Genomic DNA, 4,045 nt, shown 5'->3' with positions numbered 1-4,045 from the left:
CCCCGACGTGAAGATCACATACGCCGGACTCTCCGGCCGCAACTCCCGGCCAACCGGCTCCGCCGAGTACCCGGAAGACTCCGCCACCACCTCGGACGTCACACACACCGACGCCCCCGCCACCGACACCAGATACTCCACCCGCCCCGCCGGCAGCTCCGGATCCACCGGCAGATACGCGCCACCCGCCTTCAGCACACCCAGCAGCGCCACCACCATCTCCACCGACCGCTCCATGACGACCGGCACCACGCACTCCGGCCCCACACCACGATCCACCAACAACCGCGCCAACCGGTTCGCCCGAACGTCCAACTCCCCGTACGACACCTCAACGCCCTCGAACACCACCGCCACCGCATCCGGCGAAGCAACCACCCGCGCCTCGAACAAGCCCGGCAACGTCCCCACCGACACCTCAACCGCAGTGGCGTTCCACTCCACCACCACCCGCCGCCGCTCACCCGCGGCCACCACCTCCACCGCGCCGAGCGGCAGGTCGGGGTCGGCCGCCACGGCCGCCAGGACCCGCGCCCAGTACTCGGCGATCCGCTCGACCGACTCCGGCTCGAACAGGTCCGCGGCCGCGGTCACCGCCCAGTACAGGCCGGCCGGGCGCCTTTCGGGATCGAACGCCTCCTCGACCGAGAGGTCGATGTCGAACTTCGACATCGTGCTCTTGGCCTTCGACGCCGCCGTGAGGGCGCCCACTGCCTGCCCGTCCGCCGGATCCACCACCCGGCGGGCGTTGTTCTGCATGATGAGCAGGACTTGGTGCAGCGGATTGCGGGCCAGCGAGCGGGTAGGGGCCAGCTCCTCCACCAGCTTCTCGAACGGCACGTCCTGGTTCTCGAAGGCCGCGAGACCTGCCTCACGGACGCGCGCGAGCACCTCGCGGAACGTCGGATCGCCGGACAGGTCGCTGCGGATGACCAGGGTGTTGACGAAGAAGCCGACCAGGTCGTTCAGCGCCTCGTCGCCGCGCCCGGCCACCGACACCCCGAGGGGGATGTCGGTGCCCGCGCCCAGCCGCGAGAAGAGCACCGCGAGCGCGGCCTGCAGCACCATGAACAGCGTCGCGCCCTCGGCCCGGGCCAGCTCCACCAGCCGGGCGTGCACCTCGGCCGGCACGCCGAACCCGGACGAGTACCCGCGGTGGCTGGCAGCCGCCGGACGCGGGTGGTCGAAGGGCAGCTCGAGCTGCTCCGGGATGCCGGCCAGCGCCTCGCGCCAGTAGGCGATCTGTTGGGATATCAGGCTGTGCGGGTCGTGCTGCTCCTCGATCATCTCGCGCTGCCAGAGGGCGTAGTCCGCGTACTGGATCGGTAGCGGTTCCCACTCGGGTGCCCGGCCCTGCCGGCGCGCCGCGTAGGCGGTGGAGAGGTCCCGGGTCAGAGGGGCTTTCGACCAGCCGTCCCAGGCGATGTGGTGGAGCACCAGGAGCAGCACCCGGTCCGCTCCCGCCGAGAACAGCGTCGCCCGGATCGGGACCTCAGCCGACAGGTCGAACGCCTGCCGCGTCCGGTCGCCGAGCGCGTCCGCCAGGTCCGCCGGCGCAGTCTCGGCGAGCCGCAGCTCCCAGACCAGCTCGTCCGGCTTGAGGATCCGCTGGTACGGCTGGCCGTCGGCCTCGACGAACACGGTGCGCAGCACCTCGTGCCGCTCCAGGACGTCCCGCAGGGCCGCGTTCAGTGCCACGGGGTCCACGTCGGCGGGCAGCCGCATGGTGACCGAGCTGTTGTAGGTGGCGCTCGGGCCTTCGAGCTGCTCGACGAACCACAGTCTCTGCTGTGCGAATGACAACGGGTACATCAGGACTCCTCCCGGCGGCGCATCGGCCGCGGCGCGGTCCTCGCGGGCTTCTGCGTGGTGAGCCGGCCTGCCAGTCCGGCGACGGTCGGTGCGTCCAGCAGCACCCGCAGGGTCAGCTCCACGCCCAGCGCGACGCGGATGCGGCCGATCAGGCGGACGGCGAGCAGCGAGTGGCCGCCCAGGGCGAAGAAGTCGTCCTCGACGCCCACCTTCTCCAGGTCCAGGACCTCGGCGAACGCCTCGCAGAGTGCCCTCTCCTGTGGGGTGGCCGGCTCGCGGCCGGCCCCCACCGTGTACTCGGGCGCGGGCAGTGCCCGGCGGTCCAGCTTCCCGTTCACCGTCAGCGGCAGCGCGTCCAGCACCATGAGGACGGCCGGGACCATGTACTCCGGTAGCACGCGCGCCACCTGCTCACGTACCGCGGCGGCGTCCAGCGAGGCGCCGACCGCGTAGGCGACGAGGCGCTTGTCACCCTGCGCCGCCTCGTGCACGACCACCGCCGCCTGCTCGACGGCCGGAAGCGCGGCCAGCGCCGCCTCCACCTCGCCCGGTTCGATCCGGAACCCGCGGATCTTCACCTGGTCGTCCGCGCGCCCGAGGTACTCCAGTCGGCCCTCGGAGTTCCAGCGGGCCAGGTCGCCCGTGCGGTACATGCGCGCGCCCTCGGCCTCGAAGGGGTTCGCCACGAACCGCTCCGCCGTCAGACCGGGCCGGTTCAGGTATCCGCGCGCCAGCTGCACGCCGGACACGTAGACCTCACCGGCCACGTCCACCGGCACCGGCTGCAGCGCCGTGTCCAGCACCAGCACCCGCGCACCGGGGAGTCCGCGGCCGATCACACTGGCCCCGCCGGCCTCCCTCGCGGTCTCCGCGGTCAGGGCGGCATAGCTGACGTGCACGGTCGTCTCGGTGATGCCGTACATGTTCACCAGCTGCGGCGCGGTGTCCCCGTGGCGCGAGTACCAGGCGTCCAGTCGGCCGAGATCCAGCGCCTCGCCGCCGAACACCACGACCCGCAGGGCGAGTTCACCCGCACCGTCGGGCGCCTGCTCGTCGGCCTGGGCGAGCTGGTAGAACGCGGACGGCGTCTGGTTCAGCACCGTCACCCGTTCCCGGACCAGCAGCTCCCGGAAGGCGTCCGGCGTCCGGGAGACCTCGAACGGCACCGCGACCAGCCGCCCGCCCTGCAGCAGCGAGCCCCACAGCTCCCATACCGAGAAGTCGAACGCGAACGAGTGGAACCACGTCCACACGTCGTCAGGCGAGAAGCCGAACCGCTCCCGCGTCCCCGCCAGCAGCGCCACCACGCTGGCGTGCGGGACCACCACGCCCTTCGGCCGACCGGTCGACCCCGACGTGTAGATCACGTACGCGGGGTGCGACGCCGTCAGCGCGGCCAGGCGCTCGCCGTCCGCCAGGTCGCCGCACGGCAGCGCGTCCAGCTCGGTGACGGTCTCGGCCGCCTCCAGCGCGATCTCGGCCGCCCCGTGGGCGGGCAGCGCCTCCCGTACCCGTCCGGTAGTGACCAGCAGCACCGGACGGGCGTCCTCCAGCAGGTAGGCGATCCGCTCCGCCGGATATCCGGGATCCACCGGCAGGTACGCGCCTCCCGCCTTCAGTACCGCCAGCAGCGCCACGACCAGCTCGACCGAGCGGTCCATCGCCACCGCCACCAGGCTCTCCGGGCCCACTCCGCGCCGGACCAGCAGCCGCGCCAACCGGTTCGCCCGCTCGTTCAGCTGCCGGTAGGACAGCGAGGCGCCCTCGGAGACCACCGCGACCGCGTCCGGCGTTCGCGCCGCCTGTGCCTGGAACAGCTCCGGCAGCGTCTGCGCCGGCATCCCGGCCGCGGCCTCGTTCCACTCCACCAGCACCCGGCGCCGCTCGTCGGCGGTCAGCACCTGCACCGCGCCGAGCGCGAGGTCCGCGGCGCCGTCCAGCGTCTCCTCCAGGGCGGTGACCAGGCTCTCCACCGCGGTGCGCAGCATCGCGCACACCGCCGGCCCGTCGACCTCGGCCACCGCGTCCACGCTCAGCCCGAAGCGATCCCCGTCGTCGTCGACCGAGACCGTGACCGGGTAGTTGGTCCGCCCGCTGGCGGCCACCCTCCTGATCCCCTCGACCTTCGACCCGCGGCCGGTGCTGTGCCGGTAGTTGAACAGGGAGCTGAACAGCGGGACATCGCCCGCCACCCCGCTCGCCCGCTGCGCCAGCGTCAGCGGCGCGTGCTCGT

General features: G+C 72.5%; 2 protein-coding genes. Both read right to left on the bottom strand.

The window, feature by feature from the left end; genetic code table 11:
* The coding region (locus ABZ449_RS41810; protein ID WP_360357326.1) for a condensation domain-containing protein at nucleotides 1–1,812 on the bottom strand (1,812 nt) is incomplete at its 3' end.
* Nucleotides 1,812–4,045 (bottom strand): amino acid adenylation domain-containing protein (locus tag ABZ449_RS41805; protein WP_360357323.1); only part of this gene is annotated, 2,234 nt, incomplete at its 5' end. The genes ABZ449_RS41805 and ABZ449_RS41810, both read right to left, overlap by 1 nt.

It is taken from the genome of Kitasatospora sp. NPDC005856 (assembly GCF_040629945.1).
Classification (GTDB): domain Bacteria; phylum Actinomycetota; class Actinomycetes; order Streptomycetales; family Streptomycetaceae; genus Kitasatospora.
The sequence above is the reverse complement of the archived record's forward strand: the minus strand, read 5'-3'. Positions and strand labels throughout refer to the sequence as shown.